Raw genomic sequence first — 24,670 nt, 5'->3', positions numbered from 1 at the left:
CATGCGCAGGCGCACCCTGCTCGTTATTCTTGCATTGCTGATCGTCAGTATCGGTCTTTCTGCAGCACTTCACTACCTTCCGCGGTTCGGGTTCGGCGGCGGAGGCAAGCGCATTCTTGTTTCGTCCGAGCGGCTCACGGACGTGCCGTTGCTGCAGCCGGATGGCAAGGCGTCGGGTATCGCTATCGTCGTTTCGCAAAAGGGTGGCTTGGCTGCCGACGACGAAGCGCTGAGCAAGCTCCTGCTCGACCGCAACTTCCTGGTCTTGACCGTCGATCTTGAGAAGTGGCGCAAGGAACTCGATCAGGATACCGGCGATTGCACTTATTTCGTCTCCGACCTCGAAGGCATTGCCAAGGAGGCGCAGCGCATGATCGCCGTCGATACCTATATGCACCCGGTGATCGTTGGCATCGGCGAGGGTGCCGTGATGGCCTATGCCTCGGTGGCCGATACGCCGGCGGCAACCCTGGCGGGCGCGGTCCTTGTCGATCCCTCGGTCGGACTCAAGACCAAGCTTCCGTCGTGCGAGGGCGCCGATTATGAGGCCGTGGGCAATGACGGCTTCAGCTACTCCTACGATGCCGATCTGCCCAATCCGGCAACGATCGTGCGCGAGAAGCCGGATGCCGACCCCAAGGGCCCACCCAGCACTGGCTTTTTCCTCGCGCAGGAAAAGCTCGGCGCAACGCGTCCCGAGCGGCTGCAGATCGCGGCGGACGCGGCGGTCGAAATCGCCAAGGAAGACGCCTCGGCCGAGTCGCTGCCGATCATCGACGTGCCGGCAACAAACGGCGATCCTAAATATCTCGCCGTCTTCTTCTCGGGCGATGGCGGCTGGCGCGATATCGACAAGTCGGTCGGCGACATCATTGCCAAGGAAGGCGTTCATGTCGTTGGCGTCGATTCGCTTCGCTATTTCTGGACGCTGCGCAAGCCCGAGGACATCGCCAAGGATATCGGCCGGATCGTCGCGAAAGCCGATCCATCCGGCAAGCTGCCGGTGGTTCTCCTCGGCTATTCATTTGGCGCCAACACCATACCCTTCTCATGGCCATCCATGCCCCAGCAATTGCAGGACCGGGTGCGGATGATCGGCCTGATCGGCACGGAAGAGACGACGCCGTTTCAGGTGTCGGTCGGCGCATGGCTCGGGCTCGGCGGCGACAACGAGGTTGCGCCCGCGGTTGCCAAGCTGCCGCTCGACAAGGTTTTATGCGTTTACGGTTCCGAGGAAGACGATACGGCGTGCAACGATCCATCGCTTGCCTCAGTCGAGAAAATCGAACTTCAGGGCGACCACCACTATGACGAGAAGTACGACATGCTGGCCGCAAAGCTGATGCAGGCGATCGCGGCGCGCCAGCCCAAATAGTCTTGGATTTTCCGTCAGGTCTGCGCGGCTGGATGTGCTTCCTTCGCGCGGGCCCGCTTTCCGGCATCCGCATATTTCTGGGCAATGACAGCGCACACCATCAGCTGGATTTGATGAAACAGCATCAGCGGCAAGACTATGCTGCCGATGCTTTGCCCGGCAAAAATGACCGTTGCGATGGGAATGCCGCTGGCAAGGCTCTTCTTCGAGCCGCAGAAGGTTATTGCAATCTCGTCCTCGCGTGAAAATCCGGCCCAGCGGCTACCGAACATGGTGACCGCAAGGACGATGGCAAGGATTGCAATGTCGAGCAGGATCACGACGGCAAGGTCACGAATCGAGATCGTATGCCACAGGCCCTCGGTCACGGATTCGCTGAACGCCAGGTAGACCACCATCAGGATCGACCCTCGATCGAACGGCATCAGCAGCTTGCGCTGGCTGCGAATGAAGTTGCCGATGAATGGCTGGAGGATCTGCCCGAGAACAAAGGGCGCGAGCAATTGCAGGAGAATCGACTGCAGCGCGTCGAACGAAAATCCGCCATGGCCGCCTGCCGTCGAAAAGAGCAGGCCGACCAGAAATGGCGTTAGGAACATGCCGAAAATGTTCGAAGCAGAGGCGGAACAGATGGCCGCCGGCACGTTGCCGCCAGCAATCGAGGTGAATGCGATCGACGATTGCACCGTCGAAGGTAGCACGCACAGGAAAAGAATGCCGGAATAGAGCGCCGGGGGCAGTATCGTGGGCACCAGAATGCCGGCGCAAATACCAAGCAGCGGAAAGAGGACGAAGGTTGCCGCGAGAATCGTCAGGTGCAGCTTCCAGTGCAGGAAGCCGGCGATGACCACATCGCGTGAAAGGCGGGCGCCATGCAGAAAGAACAGCATGCCGATCGCTATCTTGGTCGCGGTGCCGAAATAATCCGCCGCTACGCCGCTGATCGGAAAGAACGAGGCCAGGATCACGGCCCCGACCAGCATCAGTGTGAAATTGTCAGGTAAAAAGCGACGCATTGCGACTTCCATTCGTGAATTCAACGCGTCCGTCTAACATACGCAGCCCACTCCCGAAACGATGAGGACAATCATATTTGTGCACGCATGAGAATCGAAAATATGAGTCGTTCGCTCACATAAATGTCACTGGTCTAAGTTGACGAGTTTTATCATAATTGTTTATCGAGTGAACGGACATCCGGGGGTCCGGATGCTTTTGATAGGGGGATTTTCCATGAAGAAGTCATTTTCGCAATTTGCCGGCACGCTGATCGTTGCTGCCGGGATCGCAAGCGCGACCATGATGGCGCCGGCGCGCGCCGAGGACGGGATCACCGTCTACAATGCCCAGCACGAGAGCCTTACGCAGGCCTGGGCCGACGGATTTACCAAGGAGACCGGCGTCAAAGTTACGATCCGCAACGGCAAGGACATGGAGTTCGCCAACCAGATCGTGCAGGAAGGCGCAGCTTCACCGGCGGATGTTTTCCTGACCGAGAATTCGCCGGCCGTGGCGCTCGTCGACAATTCGAAGCTCTTTGCACCGCTCAACGCCGATATCCTCGCGCAGGTCCCGGACAACTACCGGCCGGCCAATGGAAATTGGATCGGCGTTGCCGCTCGTTCCACCGTCTTTGCCTATGACAAGAACAAGCTGACCGAAGACAAGCTGCCGAAATCGCTGGTCGATCTTGCCGATGAAAGCTGGAAGGGTCGCTGGGGCGCAGCGCCCGCCGGCGCCGATTTCCAGGCCATTGTCAGCGCCTTGCTCGAACTCAAGGGCGAAAAGGTCACGGAAGACTGGCTCAAGGCCATGAAGGAAAACGCCAAGCCCTATAAGGGCAACAGCATTGCCATGAAGGGTGTGAACGCCGGCGAAGTCGATGGCGCGATTATCTACCACTACTATTATTACGGTGATCAGGCCAAGACCGGCGAAAACAGCAAGAACGTCGCCCTGCACTTCTTCAAGAACGAAGATCCCGGCGCGTTCGTCAGCATTTCCGGTGGCGGTGTTCTCGCATCGAGCAAGAACAAGGATCAGGCGCAGGCCTTCCTGAAGTGGGTCACAGGCAAGGGCGGCCAGGCCGTCTTGCGCGACGGCAATTCGTTCGAATACGCCGTGGGCAAGGATGAGGCATCGAATGCCGCTCTCGTGCCGCTGGCGGACCTGAATGCGCCCAAGGTTGAACCTTCGAAGCTGAACAGCAAGAAGGTGACGGATTTGATGACTGCGGCTGGCTTGCTCTAAACGTCAGTCACGTTCATAAGGCGTCGTCCTGGCACCCCGGCATCAATGTCGGGGTGCTGTTTCATTTCCGTGCGGGCGCGCAGGCGTCTGCGCCATAACGAAGAAAACAATGTCTCCATTGCCGCCAAGCCAGTCAGACCAGCCAGGCGCGTTGTTGCTGCAAGCCCCATTTCCCCTGGTGCGCCGCCGCGGACTGCCACGCATGTGGGTTTTTGCTGCGGCGGCGGCAGTTTCGGCGCTTTCGCTGCTACCGGTCGGGTTTGTCATCTGGATTGCCGTTCAGACCGGTTGGGAAGCCGTATCGGCATTGATTTTTCGGCCGCGCGTCGGCGAATTGTTGATCAATACGCTTCTGCTGCTCGCCTTCACCATTCCAATATCGATCGCTCTGTCGGTGACGCTCGCATGGCTTACCGAGCGGACGGACCTTCCCGGCGCCCGTTTCTGGTCCTGGCTGGCGGTTGCGCCGCTCGCCGTTCCCGCTTTCGTCCACAGCTACGCCTGGGTCAGTCTCGTCCCCGGGCTGCAAGGCCTCTTCGGCGGCGTACTCGTTTCGGTTCTCGCCTATTTTCCGTTCCTCTACCTTCCGGTTTCGGCGCAGATCAGACGCCTTGATCCGGCGATCGAGGATGCTGCGGCCTCGCTTGGCAATGGTCCGTGGCGCGTTTTCTTCTTTGCGGTGCTACCGCAACTGCGCCTTGCGATCTGCGGCGGTTCGCTGCTGATCGGCCTGCATCTTCTTGCCGAGTACGGCCTCTATGTGATGATCCGGTTTGATACCTTCACCACGGCGATCGTCGACCAGTTCCAATCGGCCTTCAACGGTCCCGCCGCGAACATGCTGGCCGGCGTGCTGGTCATCTGCTGCTTCGGCCTTCTTGGCCTTGAAGCCCTCGCTCGCGGCAACGAGCGCTATGCCCGCGTCGGCTCCGGCGCAGCCCGCGTCCCCGTCAAGCGGACGCTCGGCTGGATGGCGGTGCCGGGAATGTTGCTTTGCGCGCTGACCGCAGCACTCGCAATCGGCGTTCCGTTCACGACGCTTGGCCGCTGGCTTATCCTTGGCGGCGCCGGCGTCTGGCGTCTCGACCTTATCGGCAACGCTCTTGGGCAAACGATCCTGTTCGCACTCGCGGGTGCAGCCCTGACGACGGCGGTGACCTTGCCGATGGCATGGCTCTCCGTCCGCGCGCCCGGCCGTATCCAGCGTATTCTTGAGTCGTGCCATTACTATGTGGGATCGCTTCCCGGCGTGGTTGTGGCCCTGGCATTGGTCACGATTACGGTCCGCGTCGCCCTGCCGCTCTACCAGACTCTGGCAACGCTGCTCCTCGCTTACGCCCTCCTGTTCCTGCCGCGATCCCTCGTCGGATTGCGCGCCAGCATCGCCCAGGTTCCCGTCGAACTCGAACAGGCGGCGATGGCGCTGGGGCGCACGCCGATCAACGCCGTGGCGCAGATCACCATGCGGCTCGCCGCGCCGGGTTTTGCCGCCAGCATGGCGCTCGTTGCATTGGGCATAACCAATGAACTGACCGCCACGTTGATGCTGTCGCCCAACGGGACGCGCACGCTCGCAACGCAATTCTGGTCCCTGACCAGTGAGATTGACTACGTTGCCGCTGCGCCTTACGCATTGTTGATGGTTCTGTTGTCACTGCCCATGACTTTGCTGCTCTACACACAATCCAAGCGAATGACCGGACAATGACTTTTCTTTCAGTAAAGACCGTCACCAAACGTTATGGGCGTGTCACAGCCCTCGAAAATGTCAGCATCGACGTCGTTGCCGGCAGTCGCACGGCCATCGTTGGACCGTCGGGGTCGGGCAAGACAACGCTGCTGCGCTTGATCGCTGGCTTCGAGGTACCGGATGCGGGCCAGCTTGTGCTGGATGGAGAGTTGCTGGCCGAGGGCAGGGCCGCCACACCCCCGTACAAGCGCAGCATCGGCATTGTCGCGCAGGATGGAGCGCTGTTTCCCCATCTGACGGTTTCGGACAATATCGGTTTCGGACTGGACCGAAAGGCGCCCCACCGCGATCGGCGCATATTGGCGCTGATGGACATGGTGGAACTCGCGCGGGAAATGGGCGACCGGCGGCCGCACCAACTCTCTGGTGGCCAGCAGCAGCGTGTCGCCCTGGCGCGTGCCTTGGCCCGCCAGCCCAAGCTGATGCTGCTTGACGAACCTTTTTCGGCGCTCGACACCGGCTTGCGCGAGGCTATCCGCATGTCTGTTGCCGAATTGCTGCGGGCGGAGAAGATCACGGCCATTCTGGTTACGCATGATCAGGCGGAGGCGCTGTCATTTGCCGATCAGGTGGCGATCTTGCGCGAAGGGAAGTTGCTCCAGTCGGGACCGCCGCGCGACCTCTACATGAAGCCGTCCGATCCCGGCATCGCTTCGTTCTTTGGCGATGCGATCATCCTGCCGGCGGAGATTGACGATGGATGGGCCGAGTGCGAGCTCGGTCGCGTCGAGGTGTCGAGTTCCTATCGCGGCAAGGGCCGCATCATGCTGCGTCCGGAACAGGTGGTCCTCTCCTTGTCCAACGGCGCGCAACCTTGCCAGGGGACCATTTTGCGGATCGATTTCAACGGTCCGTCCAGCTTGATCGCGCTGTCGCTCGGGACAGACACAGCGCCGCTGATGGTCAAAAGTGCGCGGCTGGACTTGCCGCCTGTGGGCAGCCATGTTCAGATCAATTTGATCGGTCAGGCGCACGTCTTCGCCTGATCACCCGCGCGGAGAGACGAATGAGCAGGCAATTTACCTGGCTGAATGAACCCGCGGTGCATCGCGGCGATGCCGCAGAACTGCAACTTACGACGGATCTGCAGACCGATTTCTGGCAAGAGACATTCTATGGTTTCAAGCGAGACAACGGTCATGCTTTCCTGACACCGGTGGCAGGCGATTTCACCGTGCGGGTCAGGTTCAAGGGCGACTACCGCGAACTTTATGATCAGGCCGGGCTGCTGCTGCGGATTGATCCGGCAAACTGGATCAAGACAGGCATCGAGTTTACGGACGGGCAGATGCATTTCAGCGTCGTCGTCACCAATCGCCAGTCGGACTGGTCGGTCATTCCTTTGCCCTATGCAGGTCCCGACGATGAGGTTGCGGTGCAATTGACCCGGCACGGATCAGCGGTCCGCGTGCAATTCTCTGTCAACGATGCGCCTTGGCAGATGGCGCGCCTTGCCCCGTTTTCTGATGCTGACGCCTCGGTCGGAATGATGGCCTGTTCGCCGGAGCGGGCAGGATTTACGGCGCGTTTCCGTGGTTTCGAACTTGGTGCTGCCATCGACCGCAAGCTGCACGACTAGAGCCTTTCCTGCTTAAGCAGGACTTCTCTAGCTTTTGAACAATTCCGGTCGCTTGTCGCGCAGATGCAGCAGCATGCGGCCCATCTGGGAAATATGTGTTTCCATGGTCTTTGCCGCCCGATCGGCATCCCTGTCGGCAATCGCTGCAATGATTGCCTCATGTTCGACGAGCGTTTCCGCCATCCGCGCTTCGTAGTGGAGAAGGAGCCGTCGCACGCGGTCGATCTGGCTGCGCTCACGCGATGCGATCTCGCGCAGGCCTACCAATCCAGCCGCATCGCTGACCATGTCGTGCAACGCCTCATCGAGTTCATAGAAGTGTTCGAATTCCCGGTGGGCCGCGGCGTGGCGCTGCTGCTCGAGGTTTTGCTGCATCCGCTCAAGCGTTTCCGGCGTCAGCTGCTCCGTTGCCCGGCGTATTGCGGCGGTTTCGAGTGCGACACGGACGAATTGCGCCGTTTCGATTTTCTCCAGCCACAGGCGCGCGACGAACGTGCCGGTCTGCGGATAAATCTCAACCAGTCCTTCATCGGCCAGACGGTTGATCGCATCACTAACGGGGGTACGGGAGACGCCGAGCTGGGCCGCTACGACTTCCTTGCGGATAGCTTCACCCGGCGCGAGCTGCGATGAAATGATCGCCTGCCGTAATATCGTATAGACCTGGTCCTTGCGTGTGACGGCGACGACCTTCTGTTGCTTGAAGTCCCTGCTCGCAGAACGAATCTGCACGGTCGAAACTCCCCCCATTGTTCGCTGAAACCAGGGGTTCCAGCAATTGACTCCCGTCCCAACATCTAACATGTTACATACCAACGGGGAAGAATGTTTTGGGAGGAGCATTTGGACAGCCAGCCTCCAATTGTGTCGCTGCGCGGGATCAGCAAGACCTTCGCTCACGTGGTTGCCCTGCGCCGCATTGACCTCGATATCCATGCTGGAGAAATCCATGCAATCATGGGCGAGAACGGTGCGGGCAAGTCGACACTTGTCAAGATTTTGAGCGGCGTGCATCGGCGCAGCGGCGGACACATGGAAGTTCGCGGCGAGCCGGTAGATTTTGCAACGCCGAAGGAGGCGGAGCGCAACGGCATCGCCATCATCCATCAGGAACTCAACCTCATCCCCACTTTAAGCGTCTCGGAGAACATCTTCCTTGGCCGCGAACCTCTTAAAGCCGGCCTCTTCATCGACTATGCCGAGATTGAAAGACGCAGCGCCGAAATCCTGACGCGCTTCGGTATCGATATCGACCCGCGCGCCGATATCGAGAACCTGCGGGTGGGCGAGCAGCAATTGGTCGAGATAGCACGCGCCCTTTCGCTCAATGCCGATGTGCTGGTGCTGGACGAACCTACATCGGCCCTGTCGGAGGCCGAGGCGCAAAGGCTTGCGAGTTTCGTGCGCGATCTTGCCCGGCAAGGCGTCGCCATCGTCTACATTTCGCACCGGATGAGCGAGGTCTTTGCACTTGCCGACAAGATCACGGTCCTGCGCGACGGCAATTTTATCGCAACCCGCCGCTCGGGCGAGATCAGCGAACGCGACGTTATTCGCATGATGGTGGGCCGGGACGTGAAGAAGCAGCTTGCTGCAGCTTCCGTATCGGAGCGGCCGATTGTACTTTCGGTGCGCAATCTCGGGCTCGAAAGACCGAACTCGCGCGGCCGGATTCACAGCGTTGTCAATGATGTAGGCTTCGATCTTCACGAGGGCGAGATACTCGGGATAGGCGGGCTCCTGGGATCGGGCCGTACCGAAGTGCTGGAACTCATTTTCGGCGCTGCCATTGGAAAACGTTCGGGTACGATAGAACGCGGCGGTATCAGGCAGGCGGCGCAGTCGCTAAACCCGCGCCGTTCCGTCGGCAACGGCATCGCTTTCCTGACCGAAGACCGCAAAGGGACGGGTCTGCTGCTTCACGCCGACATCCGCTCCAACGCGGTGCTCCCTTCGCTGCCCTGGCTTGCGCCGCTTGGCTGGATCAGCAAGGCCCGCGAAGACACGGTTGCGGGTCGCATCATCTCGGCCATGCGCGTGCGCTGTCAGGGGCCAGACCAGGGCATCGATGAACTCAGCGGCGGCAACCAGCAGAAGATCGTACTCGGCAAATGGCTGGAGACGCGACCGCGGGTCGTGCTGCTCGACGAGCCGACGCGTGGCATCGACGTCGGCGCGAAGGAGGAGATTTACGATCTTCTCAAAAAACTGGCGGAATCCGGGGTTGCCATCGTGATGGTAAGTTCGGAGCTTCCGGAACTGCTTTCGCTGTCGAATCGCATTCTTGTCATGTGCGAGGGCAGGGCGACAGGCGTCATCGACGCCCAGGAATTTTCAGAAGAGCGGGTCATGGAGCTTGCAACGCCGCAGGGCAATGCCCTGACCAGAGCAGCGGCATGACCGATACAGGCGAGCGGGCAATGGCATCATCGAACACCATGGAATGGCTGAAGGGGATCGTAAAGGCGACGAAGCTCTATTGGGGCCTCGCATTGCTGTTTGCAGTCGGCGTTCTGTCCTCGCCCGTCTCATCGAAGGGACACAACATCTTCCTGTCCTTCGGCAACCTTTCCGACGTTTTCCGGCAAATTTCCGTGACCGGCATCACCGCTGTCGGCATGACGCTTGTGATCCTTATCGCCGGTATCGACCTTTCGGTCGGGTCGGTGCTTGCACTCGGCTCCGTGGTCTGCGCGATGCTCCTGACCAATGAGGGCTGGTCTTCCGCCTATCTGCTCGGTGTTCCAGCTGTGTTTCTTCTGGCCTTCCTTGTCGTCCTCGGCGTCGTATCGTTTGCTGTCAAGGTGCAGCGGCGCGCAACGCAAACCGGAGCGGTTCCCGGACTCTCCAAGATCGCACTGGTTGCCGCCTTGGCCGCCGCGTTTGTCGTCGCCGCCCTGGTCGCGTCGAGTTCCGGAAGCAAGGCCAGCGTCCTGCTTGTTCTGCTTGTCGTGCCCGCTGTTGGCCTGATGCTCGGGGCAATCAACGGTGTCGTGATCGTCGGCGGCAGGCTACAACCCTTCATCGTTACGCTCGCCATGATGGTTGCCGGGCTCGGCATTGCCCGTCTGACCGCTGGACAGAACACGGCCGTTTGGCCCGTCTATACGGGAAGCAATGCCACCGAGGATTTCGAGGCGCTGCGGGCGCTCATCTTCGGCATCATTCCGGTACCCGGCGTCATCTTTGCGGGCGTCATCCTGCTCTTCTGGATTATCTTGAGATTTACGAAATTCGGCCGCTATGTCTATGCGATCGGCGGCAATGAGGAAGCGGCCCGGCTTGCCGGCGTCCCGGTCTGGCGCGTCAAGATCACCGTCTACGCGATTTCGGGCTATCTTGCAGCGCTTGCAGGCATCCTCTACGTCGCACAATACCGCCAGGGCAAACCAGATGCCGGCATGGGTCTCGAGCTCGATGCGATCGCTGCCGTTGTCATCGGCGGGACCAGCCTCATGGGCGGCCGCGGATCGATGATCGGCACGCTCGTTGGCGTACTCATTTTTGGTTTCCTTAGCAATATCCTCCAGCTCAACAATATCGACAGCAATACCCAGCTCGTCTTGAAGGGCATCATCATCATTGTCGCGGTCCTGCTGCAGGAACGCCGCTCAAGTGGTTGGATGTTCTTCCTTTCTCAGCTCAAGGTGCGCGACGCACCCGAGAGATCCGTGTCCAGCCAGCAGACGGAGACAGGCCGGCACGGCGAATAATACGCATAACCACAAAGGGAGAGAGAGAATGAAGATTACCCGCAGGCAGTTTGCCACCTGGGCCCTCGCGACGGCCCTGATCGCTCCAGTCGCCTTCCACGTATCCCTGGCTGAAGCCAAGGATAAATACGTCATCGGCTTCAGCCAGGTGACCACCGTCGAGCCGTGGCGTGTCCAGTTCAACAAGGACCTCGAAGCAGAGGCGAAGAAACACGCCAATGTCGAGCTTCTGGTTGCCGACGGCCAGGACAAGACGGAAAAGCAGGTCGCCGACGTTGAAAACTTCATCCGCCAGGAGGTCGACGCCATCCTGATTTCGCCAAAGGAATCCGCCGGCCTTACCGGCGTCGTCGAAAAGGCGATGGAGGCAGGCATTCCCGTTATTGTTCTCGACCGCAACGTCGATACCGAAAAATATACGCAGTGGATCGGAGGCGACAATGTTGTGATCGGCGAGGCCGCCGGCAAACATGCCGTGGAACTCCTCGGTGGCAAGGGCAAGGCCAAGGGCACCGTCGTCGAAATCTGGGGCGGGCTGGGCACGCAGGCAAGCCATGATCGCAGCGACGGCTTCCACAAATATACGGATGCGGAACCCGGCATCAAATATTTGCTCGACAAGCAATCGGGCGACTGGAAACAGGATCAGGCCTACAACATCATGGCGACCGCCCTGCGCAACCATGAAGATATTACCATGGTCTACGGCCACAACGACCCAATGGCCTATGGTGCCTACCTTGCCGCCAAGGATGCGGGCCGTGAGAAGAATATCCTTTTCCTCGGCGTCGACGGGTTGCCCAATGAGGGCGTCCAATGGGTGAACAAGGGCGAACTGGCTGCGACATTCCTCTATCCGACGCCGGGTGCCGAAGGACTGCGCCAAGCCTTGAAGGTTCTCGCGGGCGAAAAGGTCGAGAAGAAGATCGTGCTTGGAACGGAAACGATCACCAAGGAAAACGCACCTGCGATCCTCAAGGCGAACGGGCTCTAACGCATTGGTCAAGGCGAGCCGCACGTCCACGTGCGGCTCGAATTTCTCCGACATCTTGTTGTTATCGCAGCCTTTTGCGCTATGATTTGGCCCGGCCGCACCTGTTGCGCCGCATGTTGTTGGAGGTACCGTCATGAAAACGCAGGCCATTGCCGCGGCAATTTTCTTCGCCGCGGCTGCCATATGGACAATCAAGGCCTCCGCCGAACCGCTGCAGACGATGGATGACGTCGGCCAGGCGATTGCCGCTTGCTGGAAGCCAGCCTCGGATTGGAAGGGCACGGTAACGCTCAGCTTCAGCTTCAAGCGTGATGGAACGTTGATTGGGCCGCCGAAGCCGACGAACATCGCTGTCGATGGCGATGACAAGGCGCGTCAAAAGTTCGTTGGTTCAGCAATCGAAGCGATCCAGGCCTGCATGCCATTGTCGTTTTCCACCGATCTTGCGGCCGGAATTGGCGGGCAGGTGTTCACGATGCCGTTCACCGCACCAACAAGCGGGCAGGATCAGCCGACGGTCGATACGCAGTAGAATTTTTCAGACGACGACGGAATAGACGGCCGCAAAGTGGATGCCAGCCGCGGTGAGGACGAAGCTGTGCCATATCGCATTGTGAAACGGCAGGCGTTCGAGCACGTGAAAGATGACTCCGCAGGAATAGACAATGCCGCCAGCGAGGATCAGCCACAGCACTGATGCTGACAAAGCCCCTTCAAGCTGGTGATAAGCGGAAACCCCGCTCCATCCAAGCAAGAGATAGAGCCCGATGGCGAGGCGATCAAAGCGTCCTGGCATTACCAGCTTAAGGACGACACCGACGACGGCCGTGGCCCAGACGCCTGCGAGCAGCCACCATGTGCCCGACTTCGCCATGAAGGGCGTATAAGTGCCGGCAATCAGGAGATAGATCGCCGAATGATCGAAACGGCGCAGCAAGTATTTGATCGGCGATTCCGGCCAGATGTTGTAGGTGGCTGACAGGCCCATCGAAAGCACGAGTGTTCCGACATAGATGGCGGTCGCGGTCGAGGTGCCGATCGCTGACTGACCGAGCACGATCGTCAGGAGTATGATCGATCCGACGATGGCGAGAGTGGTGCCCAGAACGTGCACAACGCCATCTGCCCAAAGCTCCGCCACCGAATAGCGCCGGAAGATCGTCACGGGTAGGGCTCGTAGCTTTGGTCCGGTCAAAGGGGCTCCTGCAATCTCGATCATGGCATCCAGCGTATTTCATTCTTCGCTTTTGACAACCCGAAATCCCCTGACCCAGGCATTGCGCATGGCGATCAGGAGAATTCCCGATGCGTATGGCGGGAAAATGTGTAACAATGATGGGCAATTACATTCGTAATTACTTTCCTTTTTACTTGATAGAATTGCAGTATAACAGGGCGGATCCGCTGTGGCGGACGTGGTGACTGGGGACTGGTGTTGAGCATTCTGCGCAGAAGTGGTGATCGATGGGCGCTTGCGGGACTTCCTGCACTCCTGCGCCGCCTTGGCCTGATGGCGCCCGCCGGCAAAGCGCTGAGCGGCAGCGTCCGCTCGCATTCGCGTCCGCTGGAGCTGCTGCCTTACGGACTTCTCCTCTTCCTCAGCGTCGCCGCGATCATTCTCGTCTTCATTATCGGCGTGGGTGAGAGCAGGGACAGGATGATCACCGAATCGACGGTTCAGTTGCGCCAGAAGACGGCGCTGCTTGAAGCCTATGTCAGCAAGATCCTCGAAGCCAATGAAATGGTCTTGCGCAACATTTCTTCTGAAATCGATCCGATGCCCTGGAGCGACATCGTGGCGTCGCCGAAAGTGGCAAGCCTTCTCGCCGATCAAAAGCAATTCCTGAAGCATTCTGGCGTCATTGCCCTCGTCAACAGGGAAGGTTCGCTCGTCGCCTATAGTGAGGGCTTTCCGGCCAAGTCGTTCAGCGTCACCGATCGCGATTATTACCGCTACCTGCACGATAATCCCTTGAGCGAGACATTCATTGGCGAGCCGCTCATAGGCAGGGTCCATGGCAAACTCTCGCTGACCATGAGCAAGGCCCTGCACCGGCAGGATGGCTTGTTCGACGGCTTGATATTGATCACCATGCCGCTCGAGTATTTTTCCAACCTGTTCAATGGGGCGGCTTCGCCGTCCGATGTTGCCCAGCTCCTGCGGAACGATGGCAGGGTCATCGTCAATGTCCCCTTTGCCCAAGGCGGCAACCAGGCGCCCTTGTGGTTCGCGTCTGCCGTGGGAGCCAATCCGGCCGCAGGGGTGGTCAACAGCGTGTCTGCAAGTGACCAGACGAACCGGCTGGTGGCATACCGAAAGGTTGAGGCGTTTCCGTTTTACGTGAGCTACGCCATCGATGAAGGCAAATTGCTGAACGGCTGGTGGCAATCGGTTTTCGTCTATGGCGCGGTTCTCGCGACCGCCCTTGCAGCATTCATGGCGACCGCATGGATGGCACGGCGAAATTCGATAGCGCTGCTTCATTCCAACGAGTCGCTTCGCGAGGTCAGCGAGCGCGTGCTTGTCTCGCAGGATGAGGAGCGCCGTTCGATCGCGCGCGACCTGCACGATTCAACCGGCCAGCACCTGATCGGCGCGGCAATGGAACTCGACAGCGCCCGTTCCCGCGTTTCGGAGACTGACGATGACACGTCGCGGGCATTGCACCGCGCCGCCGCATTGATCATGCAAAGCAATGAGGAATTGCGCACGCTGTCCTACCTGCTTCACCCGCCGATGCTTGACGAGTCCGGGCTGCCCAATGCGCTCGAACTGCTCGTCGTCGGTTTCGAGGAGCGGAGCGGTCTTGAAATCGAGCTGCGTGTGGCGCCCGAAATTGGCACGAAGCGGCCGCCCGCCGGCGTCGAGCTTGCGATATTTCGCATTGTCCAGGAGGCGCTGACAAATATCTACCGCCATGCGCGCGCAAGTCACGCCACGATCAGGCTTGTGCGCCAGGGCAGCGATGCATACCCGATGCTGTCTTTGACCGTGAAGGATGACGGCATCGGCATAGAACGCAGAAACCGCAACACGATCGGCGTCGGCCTCTCCGGAATGGAGGCGCGGCTGCGGCCCTTCAACGGACTGCTCGATATATCCACCGGCAAGAAGGGAACCACGCTCTCCGTGCGCGTACGGGGTTGATCGCAGCTCATTGCAGTCCTCGGGATTGGCCCCGAGGATGCTGATACAGGACCGGCTGGCTCAACCCTTCTTCTTGCCTTTATAATCCGCATAAATTTGGTCGGCCAATTTGCGCAACGACCGCCCGATATTCGCGTATTCGAACTCGTTGAGATTGGCGAGCGAGGCGCGCCCCGAAGGATGCAGGGTACCGAAGCCGCTGCCGGGCAGGAGTACAATCCCGGTGTCGCTGGCAATCCGGAACAGGAGCTCGGTCGGCGCCACATTTTTCTTCACCCAGTCGGCGAATGCATCTCCATAGAGCTTGCGGGCAATATGTTCGAGATCAAGCAGCGTATAGTAATCGACGGCATTGACGTCGTGTTCCGGCGGCAGCCCGAGTTCGCGGTAGAGCGCAGCCTCGCGGCGGCGGATGAGCTTCTTCAACTCTGCCTTGTAGCCGTCGCTCTCGTCCATCAGGGCAAACAGCGAAAACAGCACCATCTGTACCTGCTGCGGTGTGGAAAGTCCGGCTGTGTGGTTGAGGGCAACCGCCCGGCTGTCCGCAACTACCCGGTCGAGGAATTTCAGCTTCGATACGTCCGGAACAAGCGTCGAATAACGCTCGTCCAATTCCTTACGGTCTGACTTGGAGAGGCCCTTGAGCTTGGCGTCGAAGATATTTTCGCGCTGCGTTGCGATGACGCCTAGCCGCCATCCCGTTGCGCCGAAATACTTCGAGAAGGAATAGACAAGAAGCGTATTGGCGGGGCAGGTCGCAAACAGCGACTTGAAGTCGTCGGCGAAGGTCCCGTAGACGTCATCGGTAAGGATCATCAAGTCCGGCCGCTTCTCCGCGACCATCTTCGTGATGCGTTCAAGGCTGCGATCATCCATCTTCACCGAGGGGGGATTGCTCGGATTGATGCAGAAGAAGATCTTGATGTCCTTGTCGAGAAGCTTGTCGATCTCCTTATCGGGATATTGCCATTCCTGAGTAGGATCGGCGTTTATATGAACCTGCTTCAGGTCGTATTCTTTGAGCTCGGGAATTTCGATGTAGGGCGTGAAGGCGGGCATGCCGATTGCCACCTTGTCGCCGGCCGATATCAGCTTGTTCTGCTTCAGCGAGTTGAAGATATAGGTCATCGCCGCAGTGCCGCCCTCGACCGCGAAAAGGTCGATGTCGTCCGAACTGATGAAGCCTCCGATCATCTCCTTGACGATGTAGTGCTTCACGATCTCCTCGCTGACGCGAAGCATGCGCGGCGGTACGGGATAATTGCAACCGAGAATTCCCTCGACAGCTTCATGCAAAAAGTCCGATGCGTTGAGCCCGAGCTGATCGCGGACATAGCTCAAAGCCCGCCCGAGAAACACCACCCCGGGCTGATCGCGATGTTCGTCGATATAGCGGGCAAAGCGCCCCTCGATTCCGGCGATTTTCGGCAGGCCCCCGACACCGTTCTCCATATATGAGAATGAGAGTTCGGCTTCGGCAACCGCAAAGAGCCCGAGGCGGAAAAAGGCGCGTCGCGGCAGGGTGGCGAGAAAGTTCGGGTTACCGCGTCCAGCATTGAGAATGAGCCGGTTTTCCTTGCTGGAGGCAACCTGGATCAACGCATCCTTGAGTTCGAACGGGCTAAGCTTGGCATATTGGCTGTAGTCTGTGCGGGACATGGAACTCTCCTCAGGCAAATGCCACGACCAAAGGGCCGAGCAGGGTCAGGAATACATTGGCAAGGGCATAAGTGATGGCGAAGGGTGTCGTCGGAATCGTGTTGCCTGCCTTGTCGAGGATTTCGCCGAAGGCAGGATTGGCACTGCGCGAGCCGGACAGCGCGCCGGCAAAGATCGCCGTATTCTCATATTTGAGGACATAACGGCCAAAGACCATGGTGATCAGCAGCGGCAGGATGGTCACGACCATGCCGATGAGGAAGATCGAAAGACCGCTTGTGGCGATGGTTTGCACAGCCTGCAGGCCGGATTGAAGTCCGACCACCGCAACGAAGCCTGCCAGACCAAGGTCGCGCAGCAGCGTCGACGCCGCGGTCGGCATGTTGCCGATAGCAAGGTTGCGGCTGCGATACCAGCCGAACAGAAGACCGGAGAGCAGCGCGCCCCCGCCGCTTCCAAGCGTCAGAGGAATCGAGTCGATGCGGATCACGGCGAGGCCGATCAGCAGGCCGGCAACGATGCCAAGGCCGTGGAAGACGAAATCGGTCTTGTCGCTGGGGACGATGACGGTGCCGATGGATTTGGCCACTCTCTGCAAATCCTGGTCAGTGCCGTAAAGGCTGACCACGTCGCCGGCTTCGATGCGCGTGTCAGGCAATAGCGGCAGCGGCTTGTCGGCGCGCTTGATCCCGGTGACATAAATGCCGTGGCGCAGGTCATCGGCGGTCGCCGCCCTGATTTCCGCGACCGTCTTGCCGACCAGCGCCGGGCTGTTGATCGTAATATCGCGGGTCACGATGACAAGGTCCATGCCGTCCGACGATTGAAGCTCGGGACCGATGCCTTGTGCTGAAGACACCACGCCCGCACGCCGGCCGACAACCAGGATTACATCGCCGGATTCAAGCCGGAGGTCAGGCTGGACACCAATAAGCGCGCCGGCGCGCTTGACGCGTTCGATGGTCATCGGCGCGTCCTTGGTCGTCGGCCCTTCGATCTGGGCAATTGTCTTTCCAGCTGCCGTAGTCACCCGATAGATGCGGCCGACGAGATCGGGCGCGGCGGGTACTTCGCCCGGACCGAAGACCTGCGCGCCGGCGAGCAGTTCGGCCTCGGCCTTCATCGCATCATCACGAATACTGCGGCCCATGAACTTCGGCAGAATGTTGACGCAAACAATGATCGCGCCGAACGAACCGAAGATGTAGGTGACCGCGTAGCCGACGGCGACATTGCCTTGCAGGCGTTGGACTTCATCGGCGGCAAGGCCGAGCTTGCCGATGGCGGCGGAAGCCGTGCCGATGATGGCCGATTGCGTAAGGCCGCCCGCCGCGATACCGGCGGCGAGGCCCTTGTCGAGGCCAAACATCCGGGCCAGCACGATGACGGTCAGCAAGCCGCTGAGTGCAAGCACGACGGCCATAGCGATTTCGCGCAGCGATTGCCGGCCGAGCGAGCGGAAGAATTGCGGGCCGCTTTCAAAGCCCACGGCATAGATGAACAGCGCGAAGAGCACGGATTTTACGCCATTGTCGACGGAGACGCCGACCTGGCTTATCAGCACCGCTACAAGCAGCGATCCGGCAACGCCGCCGAGCTGGAATTTGCCGAACTGAACCTTGCCGATGGCATAGCCACCGGCAAGCGACAGGAACAAGGCAATTTCGGGCGATTGACGAAAAATCTCATGAAGCCAGACCATCGAGATCCTCCAACGATTGTATCAGCGCGATTGTGGTGTTTGAGCGTCAGGTCGTAGTCGAGCGTTGATCCGGGCGCTTGACGCAGCGAAAACCAACGTGACTGGTTGAAGTGTCCTCGGGTTCGGCATGCCGCGCGGCCGGACGGTAACGCCGGCAATAATTCGGTGCGCAAAGATGCGAACCGCCCTTGAGGACGCGCCGGGGAATAAGGATTTGCGGCGTGTGCGGATCATAGCTCGCGTCGATCGGACCGCCGCGCGGGTTAAGCGGGATGCAGCAAGCCTTTGCCGCCGGCTCCTCATGACGTGTGGACCAGAAATCGCCCGTCCACTCCCAAACATTTCCGATCATGTCGTAAACGCCATAACCGTTCGGCGGGAATCTGTGGACGGGCGAGGTCCGGTCGTCGCCTTGGGAGCGAAGGTTGTGATGTGGAAATATGCCTTGCCAGGTATTGGCCATCTGCCGGCCCCCGGGGTTCAGTTCTTCACCCCAGGCAAACTCGGTTTCGTCGAGCCCACCGCGGGCTGCCAGTTCCCACTCGGCTTCCGTCGGCAGGTCCTTGCCGGCCCAATCCGCGTAGGCCTTGGCATCCTGCCACGCTACATGCACGACGGGATGGTCGAGTTTGCCGCGCAAGTCGCTGCGCCGGCCATAGGGGTGACGCCAATCAGCCCCGAATTTGTAAGTCCACCACTGGGAAATATCGGGGCTTGTGACCGGGCGGGTCGGCGGATCGAACATCAGCGAGCCCGGCTTCAACATATGTGGCAGCGCACCGGGATAATCCTTTGGATCGGGGGCCTTTTCGGCAACGGTTATATGGCCGGTCGCCTTGACGAATTCCATGAATTGACGGTTTGTGACCGGGGTGGCCTGGATCCAGAATCCGTCGACCTCGACCGGGTGCGCAGGGGACTCCTCCGGATAGTGCTTGTTCGAACCCATCATGAAGGTTCGTCCGGGGATCCAGATGAGGCCGTCCTCCGATTTCAACTGGTCGTTGAAGCCATCTCTTTGGGCTGCGGCGGGCATTCTACCTCTCCGAAAGTCAACTTGTGCGAGCATTGCCGCGAATTCGCTGCGACTGAAGTACGTTACAGTTACATACTGTTGTTTCTGGCCGGACGCTGCCAGTTGTCGAACGGCGGATTAACCGGAGGAAGCGCTGGCGTAACTATAACGGATCGCCGGTCGCGGCGACGATACTTCACGCGCCAGGCCAGTATGGCGGACGCAAGAATACGCGCACTGCCTTGTGTCGGTGGATGCGGCGCACCGAAGAGATCACGTTCAAATCCTGGCAGCGCGTCCTGCACCGACCGGTCATTGCTTGCCTCAGCCCAATCCGTCGCGCTTCGAAATCCCATCGCTTTCGTCCAGAGGTTGAGCGCCGAATAGGCACGCTTCGCGTCGCCCGAGTTGAGCGCTGCCAGGAGTTCACGGTAGCGCGTGGGTTCGGATTGGGCCCGAGCCTGCTTGCGCGCATCAACCCAGCGTTTCATGCGGGGCCACAGGCGATGGAGGAGGAACGCCAGGACAAGGGCGGCGAGTATGGTGATGCCAATGCCAACCATGGCGCGGATGGAAAGGCGGTCTGGTGCTTCCTTCGCCTGCGGAAGATCGGGCGCAATAGCGTCGGCCGTCGCTGGCTTTGCCTTCACGGCGAGGACGAGGGGCTTCAGTTCAGCCCGCTGCGCCTGCATGTTTTCCGTGTCGAACCAGGTGACGGTCTGTGCGGGAAGCGTGAACGTTCCCTCTCTATCCATTACATAGGTGACGCGCTCGGTGCGGCTGCTCCCTCGCTCACGGCCACCACTGCCGGCAACATTGTCTGCGAGGGTCGGGGCCTGGCGATAGAGTTTTACGCCATCCGGCACGTCGAACGATAATTGCGGCAACATCATTGCCCGCGTCCCTGTCGCAAAGAGCGTAACCCTGCGCACAAGCGTATCGCCGACCTTGAGATTGGCCGGGTCACCGTCGAGGGTCTCACTAAGTTCGGCACGCGCGGCGGAAAACGCCGATGCTTCGGCCCCGGGTGGCAGTTGCGCGGCGACAAAGGTGACTGCGGGAAGGTTTACAGTTGCTGGGGTGGACTGACCCGGCAGCCTGGCGTAGGCGAGCGTGACGCTTGCTGTCGGGAGCGTAAATTCGCCGGCGATCTGCGGAATAATGAAATAGGTGCGGCGAATGCCGGAATATTCTTCGCCGTTGACGGATTTGACCAGATTCTGGGCCCGCTCGTCGGGAAGCGTCACGATTGCGTTCGGGACGTCGAGCAATGGAAACTGCGGCGGCGATGTGAAGAAGTTCGGAACGTAGACGTCGACATCGATGCTCACCTGCTGGCCGACCACAATCTTGCCCTGTGTCGCCAGCGACGTTTCCGCGAATGGCTCGGCGGCGTAAACCGGCGATGCAAACAGAAGAGGAAGCGCGACAAGCCAGCCAAAATATCTCATTGCTGGCCCCCTCGCGCCTCGATGGAAAATTTGCGGGCAAGAAGATCGGCCGGACTGACCTCGATATTCTTCATCCATAGATTGGCAGTCTGTTCAGAAACGTTGACCTGCCCCTTTTTGCCCTGCTTGCCCTTGTCGTCGAACTGGACCTGGTCAGGTTTGAGATTGGGGTCCTGCTGCTGTTCCTCGTCCTCCTGCTTTTGCAGCGACACGAGTTTCTCGGCAATGGCGAGATTGGCCTTGGCCTCGGGCCAATCTGTTCGAAGTTCCAGCGCGCGCTTGTAGGCGGCGATCGCCTGATCCAGCCGATTAAGGTGAAGCAGAGCGTTGCCCTGGTTGTACCAGGCTTCTGGCGTATCCCTTGCCGCGAATGCATCGACCGCTTCGCCGAACTTGCCAGCGCGATAGAGTGCGATGCCGCGCCATTCATTGTCCCTGAAGGCAGCCGCGGCGGCGGGATAATCGCCGCGCTCATAGGCGAGGCGTCCTTGCTGGTCCGGCGTCAGCCACATATCGGCAAGGCTCAGATCGGCGGCGCTTGAGGTATCGGGGCTGAAAATGAGATGGAAGGCGACAAGCGCGCCGGCCCAGCGCACGACCCAGCCCCGCCGGAACGACAGCGCGGCAAGTAGCACGATCGGTATGGTCAACCACCAGCCGAAGTCGCGCCAGCGCGTTTCGGCTTCGGCGGCCTTCTGCGCGAAATGCGTCTTGATCCGCTCCACGACCCAGCGCACGTCGCTGTCGTCGCTCGTAAAGGTTGCAACGCTGATGTTTCCGGCGCCTTGCAACCGTTTCAATTCGTCGACGTCAAGCTTGGCGAAGAGGCGACCTCCGGCAGCATCACTGACGAAACCTCCACCGCTGGTTTTGACCGGACCGCCCTCGGCTGTGCCAATCGCAAGGAGCACGACGTTGTTGCTACCCCCGAACCGAGCCACCTGATCGAAGGAGGCCGCATCGACACCGTCGGTCATGAGAAGAATCGTTCCGGGCGCTTGCGCACTTTCAAGCGTTTTCTCTGCCGCTGCCAATGCGACAGCAGTATTTTTGCCAGCAACGGGCATAATCCGCGTGGCCAGCGAGTCGACATAGGTGCGCACGAGCGCTGCATCGTCGGTTAACGGAAGAACCAGATGCGCCGAGCCCGCATAGGCAATGATGGCGGTTCGCGCTGCGGGCCGCGCGGCAAGGATGTCGTGGACCTTGAGCTTCGCCCGTTCAAGCCGCGACGGGGTGACGTCGATAGCATCCATCGTCTGCGACAGGTCGATGGTGATCACCAGCGGCGCTTCGTCCTGAACGAAGGGCGGGAGTTCGCGTTGCCAAGTCGGACCGGCAAGGGCGAGTGCTGCGAGGGCGATTAGCATTGCTGTCAGGTGATAGGGCCGCAGCCGCCCCTTGGATGGATCGTCGGAGACGAGATGATCGAGCAATTGCGGCGCAATCATATCGCGCCAGCGCAGCCTCATGTCGGACTGGCGCGATGCCAGCCACAACATTGCGATCGCTGCGAGGATCGCGAGCAGCCACCACGGCCGAAGGAAGTGGAAATCGGCGATCATTGGCTGGCTGCCGGTTCAAGCGCAGCGCCGCTGCGGTTTCGCAGCCTTGCGAACAGGAGCGCCAGAAGATGATAAGCAATAAAGAGCGAAAGCGCGGCACCGAGAGGATAGTGGAACAATTCGATGCGCGGACGCCAGGATAGTGTTTTCTGGTTCATGGGCGTGATGCGGTCGAGCGTCGTATAAATGTCCTGAAGCCCGGTCTGGTCCTGGCCGAAGAAATATCGTCCGCCCGTCGTCGCTGCGATTTTTTCGAGTGAGGCAGTGTCGAGCTTCTCTTCACCGGTGGCTTGGGGATTGCCGATGCCGATCGTATGTATCGTGATCTTTGCGTCCCTGGCTATGTCCGACGCCTTGGCCAGCGGCATCTTGCTTGCCGTATCGTTGCCGTCAGTAAGAACGATGAGCACCTTCTCGGGGGCGCTCGTGTCCTTGAACATCTTGATCGCCAGCCCGATGGCATCGCCGAGTGCCGTCCGCGGCCCGGCAATTCCGGGCAGCGCCTCCGCGATCATGGTCTGCACGGTGGGATGATCCATGGTGAAGGGGACGAGCGGGTAGGGTGCGTCGCCAAAGGCGATGAGGCCGATGCGATCAGCGGGGCGCTTCTTGACGAAGTCGCTGACGACGCTGCGAACCGCGTCTATCCGCGAGATGAGGTTGCCGCCGGGATCGCGAAAGTCCTTTGTCTCCATCGACTGCGAAAGGTCGATCGCCAGCATCAGGTCGCGCTGCGGCTCGGTCTTCTCGATCGGCGGTTCGACATATTGCGGACGGGCGAGAGCGATAAGGACAAGAAGCCAGCAGATCGTTCCCACGATCAGCTCCGGCCAGGTTCTACGCGTAACCAGTGAGCCGGTCGATGGGGCTATTCCCGCGGCCTGCGTGACTTCTTCGAAGAATGGAATGCGTACCGAAGCAGATTGCGAGCGATATGGCGGCAGGAGCCACCAGACGAGGACCGGCAATGGCAGCAGCACCAGCAACCAGGGCAAATCAAGCTGGTACATGGTGCTTCTCGATCCAGTGGCGTGCGGCTGCGAGCAATTGCTTGGGGTTACCTGAAGGATCGCTCTCCCGTGTGGGGTGATATTCCAGGTCGTCGAGCATATGGACAAGATCTGCGCCGAGGTTTCGATCCGGCAGGGCATTTTGCAGGAACGCGACCCATGCCCCGCCGCTTTGCGCGGCAACCGCATCGCGCGGCCAGACGGCCAACGCAACGCGCTTGACCAGAATCGGTACCTCCCGGGCGATCGTATCCGCATCACCATCGCTCTCGAGCCGATCGAGAATTTGCAAGGCTTCGCGCCGGTAACGATTGGCTCGTCGCCTCTTGAACCAATGCCAGCAAGCCATTGCCAATGCTGCAAGAAGGAGGATTGCCACCAAGGCCCAACCCCAGGTCTGCGGGAACAGCGCAACGGGGGCGGGGGTTGCGATATCGGCCAGTGATTTCAACGCCTGTTGTGTTGCGAGATCGAGCGGCGTATCGGCCATCATCGCCTCCTTTGCCGCCAGGCGGTCTGCGCCAGCAATCGGCGCAATTGTGGCGCCGTCTCAATCGCGGTCGATACCGGCAGCATCGGCAGGCCGAGTTCCTGCTGCCAGGCCAACAATTCGCGCCCTCTGCTTCGGGCAAAATCGCCGATCGCGTTGCGTGCCTTTGCCTGCTGGAAAGTGAGTTCTGCTTGCATGGAGCCGCCCCTGATGACAATCTCGCCTTTGGTTGGCAATTCGAGCAGGAACGGGTCATAGACCAGAATGGCGAGCACGTCATTGCGCACGCTGAGGCGCAAAAGGAGATCGCGCGTTTCTGCCGAATGTCCGTCAAAATCGCTGACGATGATCACTAGGTGATCGTGATGCGCGACATTCTCCACGGTCCGCAGCACCGTGTCCAGCTGTCCTGTGGCGCGCTCGCCGGGCGTGCGCGCATTCAGCGCCTGGTTCATGGCGGCAATGCTGTCGCCCAAGGCAATGACGGACTCTCGGCTGCGATGCGGCCGCAACTGCGTTGTGCCGCTATCGTTGAACACCTGCCCGCCGACCCTGTCGCCCGAGCCGAGAATGCGCCAGGCGCACAGCATGGCGGCTTCCGCAGCCGTGACCGATTTCATGACGCGACGGCTGCCGAAGAACATATTGGTGCGCTGGTCGACGACGATGAGGGCAGGACGTTCCTTTTCCTCGCCGTAGATGCGCACGAAGGGTTTGTTGGTGCGCGCCGTTACCCGCCAGTCGATGGTGCGTATATCATCGCCCGGAAGATATTCGCGCAGTTCCTCGAAGGTCAGTCCGCGTCCGCGCATCCTGGAACTGTGGCGCCCGGTCAGGGGCTGCTGTACCGCGTTCCTCTGGATGAATGTTAGGTCGCGCGCTGTCGATTCGAGTGCGGCGAGCTGTTCGACTGAGACATAAACGCCGTCGGAGATTTCTTGCGTGGACGAGGAAGCGGGCGCCATGGCA

The 24,670-nt window shown here is 59.9% G+C and carries 21 protein-coding genes; 10 read left to right on the top strand and 11 right to left on the bottom strand.

Annotated features, from left to right (window positions below):
• Position 1: 1 nt before the first annotated feature.
• Positions 2 to 1,375 (top strand): AcvB/VirJ family lysyl-phosphatidylglycerol hydrolase, encoded by a 1,374-nt coding sequence (locus BR48_RS0112540; protein ID WP_245273464.1) that lies wholly within the window; start codon positions 2 to 4, stop codon positions 1,373 to 1,375.
• A 14-nt stretch (positions 1,376 to 1,389) separates the two neighbouring features.
• Here the strand turns inward: BR48_RS0112540 and BR48_RS0112535 are convergent, their stop codons facing one another.
• The gene (locus tag BR48_RS0112535) at positions 1,390 to 2,391 is read right to left on the bottom strand and encodes a bile acid:sodium symporter family protein (protein ID WP_081815890.1); all 1,002 of its coding nucleotides are present in this window, start codon (positions 2,389 to 2,391) and stop codon (positions 1,390 to 1,392) included.
• A gap of 217 nt (positions 2,392 to 2,608) precedes the next feature.
• Here BR48_RS0112535 and BR48_RS0112530 point away from each other — a divergent pair, with 217 nt between their 5' ends.
• The 4 genes from BR48_RS0112530 (at position 2,609) to BR48_RS0112515 (ending at position 6,954) form a co-directional block, all read left to right on the top strand.
• The gene (locus BR48_RS0112530; protein ID WP_027231603.1) at positions 2,609 to 3,625 is read left to right on the top strand and encodes an iron ABC transporter substrate-binding protein; all 1,017 of its coding nucleotides are present in this window, start codon (positions 2,609 to 2,611) and stop codon (positions 3,623 to 3,625) included.
• Between the two features lie 202 nt (positions 3,626 to 3,827).
• Positions 3,828 to 5,333, top strand: coding sequence for an iron ABC transporter permease (locus BR48_RS0112525; protein ID WP_245273463.1), 1,506 nt, complete (start codon positions 3,828 to 3,830; stop codon positions 5,331 to 5,333).
• Positions 5,330 to 6,361 carry an ABC transporter ATP-binding protein gene (locus BR48_RS0112520; protein WP_027231601.1) on the top strand — a complete coding sequence of 344 codons (1,032 nt, stop codon included), beginning with the start codon at positions 5,330 to 5,332 and terminating at the stop codon, positions 6,359 to 6,361. The genes BR48_RS0112525 and BR48_RS0112520 overlap by 4 nt, the downstream gene beginning before the upstream one ends.
• A 20-nt stretch (positions 6,362 to 6,381) precedes the next feature.
• The gene (locus BR48_RS0112515; protein WP_027231600.1) at positions 6,382 to 6,954 is read left to right on the top strand and encodes a DUF1349 domain-containing protein; all 573 of its coding nucleotides are present in this window, start codon (positions 6,382 to 6,384) and stop codon (positions 6,952 to 6,954) included.
• Positions 6,955 to 6,981: 27 nt separating this feature from the next.
• Here the strand turns inward: BR48_RS0112515 and BR48_RS24525 are convergent, their stop codons facing one another.
• Positions 6,982 to 7,686, bottom strand: a complete 705-nt coding sequence (locus BR48_RS24525) for a GntR family transcriptional regulator (RefSeq protein ID WP_175492267.1) — start codon at positions 7,684 to 7,686, stop codon at positions 6,982 to 6,984.
• A gap of 93 nt (positions 7,687 to 7,779) precedes the next feature.
• Here BR48_RS24525 and BR48_RS0112505 point away from each other — a divergent pair, with 93 nt between their 5' ends.
• The 4 genes from BR48_RS0112505 (at position 7,780) to BR48_RS24515 (ending at position 12,193) form a co-directional block, all read left to right on the top strand.
• The gene (locus BR48_RS0112505; RefSeq protein ID WP_027231599.1) at positions 7,780 to 9,354 is read left to right on the top strand and encodes a sugar ABC transporter ATP-binding protein; all 1,575 of its coding nucleotides are present in this window, start codon (positions 7,780 to 7,782) and stop codon (positions 9,352 to 9,354) included.
• A gap of 38 nt (positions 9,355 to 9,392) precedes the next feature.
• Positions 9,393 to 10,667: an ABC transporter permease gene (locus BR48_RS24520; protein WP_081815889.1), complete on the top strand. Its 1,275-nt coding sequence runs from the start codon at positions 9,393 to 9,395 to the stop codon at positions 10,665 to 10,667.
• A gap of 28 nt (positions 10,668 to 10,695) precedes the next feature.
• Positions 10,696 to 11,661 (top strand): substrate-binding domain-containing protein, encoded by a 966-nt coding sequence (locus BR48_RS0112495; RefSeq protein WP_036814345.1) that lies wholly within the window; start codon positions 10,696 to 10,698, stop codon positions 11,659 to 11,661.
• Between the two features lie 133 nt (positions 11,662 to 11,794).
• Entirely contained in the window at positions 11,795 to 12,193 is a 399-nt protein-coding gene (locus BR48_RS24515; protein WP_051614931.1) for a hypothetical protein, read from the top strand.
• 6 nt (positions 12,194 to 12,199) lie between these two features.
• Here the strand turns inward: BR48_RS24515 and BR48_RS0112485 are convergent, their stop codons facing one another.
• Positions 12,200 to 12,880: a hemolysin III family protein gene (locus tag BR48_RS0112485; RefSeq protein ID WP_051614929.1), complete on the bottom strand. Its 681-nt coding sequence runs from the start codon at positions 12,878 to 12,880 to the stop codon at positions 12,200 to 12,202.
• Positions 12,881 to 13,096: 216 nt separating this feature from the next.
• On the opposite strand from BR48_RS0112485, the gene BR48_RS0112480 reads away from it, so the two are divergent.
• Positions 13,097 to 14,809 carry a histidine kinase gene (locus BR48_RS0112480; protein ID WP_027231596.1) on the top strand — a complete coding sequence of 571 codons (1,713 nt, stop codon included), beginning with the start codon at positions 13,097 to 13,099 and terminating at the stop codon, positions 14,807 to 14,809.
• A gap of 60 nt (positions 14,810 to 14,869) precedes the next feature.
• Here the strand turns inward: BR48_RS0112480 and BR48_RS0112475 are convergent, their stop codons facing one another.
• The 8 genes from BR48_RS0112475 to BR48_RS0112440 form a co-directional block, all read right to left on the bottom strand.
• Positions 14,870 to 16,468 carry a bifunctional aspartate transaminase/aspartate 4-decarboxylase gene (locus BR48_RS0112475; RefSeq protein WP_027231595.1) on the bottom strand — a complete coding sequence of 533 codons (1,599 nt, stop codon included), beginning with the start codon at positions 16,466 to 16,468 and terminating at the stop codon, positions 14,870 to 14,872.
• A 10-nt stretch (positions 16,469 to 16,478) separates the two neighbouring features.
• Positions 16,479 to 18,170 (bottom strand): aspartate-alanine antiporter, encoded by a 1,692-nt coding sequence (gene aspT / locus BR48_RS0112470; RefSeq protein ID WP_027231594.1) that lies wholly within the window; start codon positions 18,168 to 18,170, stop codon positions 16,479 to 16,481.
• A gap of 46 nt (positions 18,171 to 18,216) precedes the next feature.
• Positions 18,217 to 19,206, bottom strand: coding sequence for a formylglycine-generating enzyme family protein (locus tag BR48_RS0112465; protein WP_051614927.1), 990 nt, complete (start codon positions 19,204 to 19,206; stop codon positions 18,217 to 18,219).
• A gap of 68 nt (positions 19,207 to 19,274) precedes the next feature.
• Complete coding sequence (locus BR48_RS24510; protein WP_051614925.1) at positions 19,275 to 20,636, bottom strand: BatD family protein; 1,362 nt, start codon at positions 20,634 to 20,636, stop codon at positions 19,275 to 19,277.
• Positions 20,633 to 22,201, bottom strand: coding sequence for a VWA domain-containing protein (locus BR48_RS0112455; protein WP_027231592.1), 1,569 nt, complete (start codon positions 22,199 to 22,201; stop codon positions 20,633 to 20,635). Before BR48_RS0112455 ends, BR48_RS24510 begins: the two co-directional genes overlap by 4 nt.
• Entirely contained in the window at positions 22,198 to 23,211 is a 1,014-nt protein-coding gene (locus BR48_RS0112450; protein WP_027231591.1) for a VWA domain-containing protein, read from the bottom strand. The genes BR48_RS0112455 and BR48_RS0112450 overlap by 4 nt, the downstream gene beginning before the upstream one ends.
• Complete coding sequence (locus BR48_RS0112445) at positions 23,198 to 23,701, bottom strand: DUF4381 domain-containing protein (RefSeq protein WP_175492270.1); 504 nt, start codon at positions 23,699 to 23,701, stop codon at positions 23,198 to 23,200. The genes BR48_RS0112450 and BR48_RS0112445 overlap by 14 nt, the downstream gene beginning before the upstream one ends.
• Positions 23,701 to 24,666, bottom strand: coding sequence for a DUF58 domain-containing protein (locus BR48_RS0112440; RefSeq protein WP_036814343.1), 966 nt, complete (start codon positions 24,664 to 24,666; stop codon positions 23,701 to 23,703). Before BR48_RS0112440 ends, BR48_RS0112445 begins: the two co-directional genes overlap by 1 nt.
• Positions 24,667 to 24,670 lie beyond the last annotated feature (4 nt).

This window comes from Phyllobacterium sp. UNC302MFCol5.2, assembly GCF_000686005.1.
Lineage (GTDB): Bacteria > Pseudomonadota > Alphaproteobacteria > Rhizobiales > Rhizobiaceae > Phyllobacterium > Phyllobacterium pellucidum.
This window is presented reverse-complemented; position numbering and strand designations above follow the sequence as displayed.

Coding starts and splice junctions, on each gene's coding strand:
- BR48_RS0112540 (WP_245273464.1), top strand. CDS start 2: ATGCGCAGGCGCACCCTGCTCGTTATTCTTGCATTGCTGATCGTCAGT.
- BR48_RS0112535 (WP_081815890.1), bottom strand. CDS start 2,391: ATGCGTCGCTTTTTACCTGACAATTTCACACTGATGCTGGTCGGGGCC.
- BR48_RS0112530 (WP_027231603.1), top strand. CDS start 2,609: ATGAAGAAGTCATTTTCGCAATTTGCCGGCACGCTGATCGTTGCTGCC.
- BR48_RS0112525 (WP_245273463.1), top strand. CDS start 3,828: ATGTGGGTTTTTGCTGCGGCGGCGGCAGTTTCGGCGCTTTCGCTGCTA.
- BR48_RS0112520 (WP_027231601.1), top strand. CDS start 5,330: ATGACTTTTCTTTCAGTAAAGACCGTCACCAAACGTTATGGGCGTGTC.
- BR48_RS0112515 (WP_027231600.1), top strand. CDS start 6,382: ATGAGCAGGCAATTTACCTGGCTGAATGAACCCGCGGTGCATCGCGGC.
- BR48_RS0112505 (WP_027231599.1), top strand. CDS start 7,780: ATGTTTTGGGAGGAGCATTTGGACAGCCAGCCTCCAATTGTGTCGCTG.
- BR48_RS24520 (WP_081815889.1), top strand. CDS start 9,393: ATGGAATGGCTGAAGGGGATCGTAAAGGCGACGAAGCTCTATTGGGGC.
- BR48_RS0112495 (WP_036814345.1), top strand. CDS start 10,696: ATGAAGATTACCCGCAGGCAGTTTGCCACCTGGGCCCTCGCGACGGCC.
- BR48_RS24515 (WP_051614931.1), top strand. CDS start 11,795: ATGAAAACGCAGGCCATTGCCGCGGCAATTTTCTTCGCCGCGGCTGCC.
- BR48_RS0112485 (WP_051614929.1), bottom strand. CDS start 12,880: ATGATCGAGATTGCAGGAGCCCCTTTGACCGGACCAAAGCTACGAGCC.
- BR48_RS0112475 (WP_027231595.1), bottom strand. CDS start 16,468: ATGTCCCGCACAGACTACAGCCAATATGCCAAGCTTAGCCCGTTCGAA.
- aspT (WP_027231594.1), bottom strand. CDS start 18,170: ATGGTCTGGCTTCATGAGATTTTTCGTCAATCGCCCGAAATTGCCTTG.
- BR48_RS0112465 (WP_051614927.1), bottom strand. CDS start 19,206: ATGCCCGCCGCAGCCCAAAGAGATGGCTTCAACGACCAGTTGAAATCG.
- BR48_RS24510 (WP_051614925.1), bottom strand. CDS start 20,636: ATGAGATATTTTGGCTGGCTTGTCGCGCTTCCTCTTCTGTTTGCATCG.
- BR48_RS0112455 (WP_027231592.1), bottom strand. CDS start 22,201: ATGATCGCCGATTTCCACTTCCTTCGGCCGTGGTGGCTGCTCGCGATC.
- BR48_RS0112450 (WP_027231591.1), bottom strand. CDS start 23,211: ATGTACCAGCTTGATTTGCCCTGGTTGCTGGTGCTGCTGCCATTGCCG.
- BR48_RS0112445 (WP_175492270.1), bottom strand. CDS start 23,701: ATGGCCGATACGCCGCTCGATCTCGCAACACAACAGGCGTTGAAATCA.
- BR48_RS0112440 (WP_036814343.1), bottom strand. CDS start 24,666: ATGGCGCCCGCTTCCTCGTCCACGCAAGAAATCTCCGACGGCGTTTAT.